Source organism: Nocardioides sp. NPDC057577 (genome assembly GCF_042801335.1).
Taxonomy (GTDB): Bacteria; Actinomycetota; Actinomycetes; order Propionibacteriales; family Nocardioidaceae; genus Nocardioides.
Map to the genome: position 1 here is coordinate 1 of NZ_JBHVGB010000381.1, position 1,012 is coordinate 1,012.

At 66.6% G+C, this 1,012-nt stretch carries 2 protein-coding genes; one reads left to right on the forward strand and one right to left on the reverse strand.

Annotation, left to right across the window (positions count from 1 at the left end; genetic code table 11):
* On the reverse strand, window positions 1–443 hold a 443-nt coding region (locus ACFU7D_RS29955; RefSeq protein WP_378874226.1), incomplete at its 3' end, for a response regulator transcription factor.
* A gap of 186 nt (window positions 444–629) precedes the next feature.
* Between ACFU7D_RS29955 and ACFU7D_RS29960 the strand changes: the two genes are divergently transcribed.
* Window positions 630–1,012 (forward strand): class I tRNA ligase family protein (locus ACFU7D_RS29960; RefSeq protein WP_378874224.1); only part of this gene is annotated, 383 nt, incomplete at its 3' end.

A 1,012-nucleotide genomic window follows, 5' to 3' on the forward strand; every position in this document is an offset into this window, starting at 1 on the left:
AGGTCACGCCCGTCCCGGGTGGCGGCACGGCGCACGCTGTCGAGCCTGATGCCGTGTCTCTCCAGCTGCGGCGGGACCGGCCGGGCGCTGCGGCGCCGCAGGGCACGCACCCGTGACACCAGTTCGGGGAACTCGAAGGGCTTGCTCACGTAGTCGTCGGCACCGAGATCGAGCCCTTCCACCCGGTCCTCCATGGTCCCCGAGGCGGTGAGCATCAGGATCCTGGTGCGCGAGCCGGTCGACACGAGCCTGCGGGCGACGTCGTCGCCGTGCACGCGGGGGAGATCACGGTCCAGCACGACCACGTCGTAGTCGTGCAGTCCCAGATAGGCGAGCGCCGCGTCCCCGCTGTACACGGTGTCCACGGCGAATCCGGCACGCCGCAGCCCGGTCGCCACCAGCTCCGCCAGAATCTCCTCGTCCTCGGCGACCAGTACCCGCATCGTGTTGTCCCCTGCCTCGTGCACGCGTGTCCACTCCTCCCAGGATGCGTCTTTGGTACGGGAAAGGATGTTTCGCAAAGCTCTCCGCGTCCCGGGCGGCCGTCATCGATGTGAGTGGATCTTCCACGGGCCGTTAGGATTTCGACCATGGCGGCCACTGGATCCGAGAAGCAAGGGGGCGACGGCGTGAACAGTTTCTACGTATCGACCCCCATCTACTACGTCAACGACGCTCCTCACCTGGGCCACGCCTATACGACCGTCGCAGGCGACGTGCTCACCCGCTGGCACCGCCAGCGCGGCGAGAAGGTGTGGTACCTCACCGGCACGGACGAGCACGGTCAGAAGATCATGCGTACGGCCGAGGCGAACGGGGTCACCCCGCAGGCCTGGGCCGACAAGCTCGTCACGGAGTCGTGGAAGCCCCTCTGGGAGCACCTCAACATCGCGAACGACGACTTCATCCGTACGACGGAGAAGCGCCACACGGACCGTGTGCAGGAGTTCGTGCAGGACCTGTTCGACAAGGACCAGATCTACAAGGGCGGGTACGAAGGCCCGTACTGCGT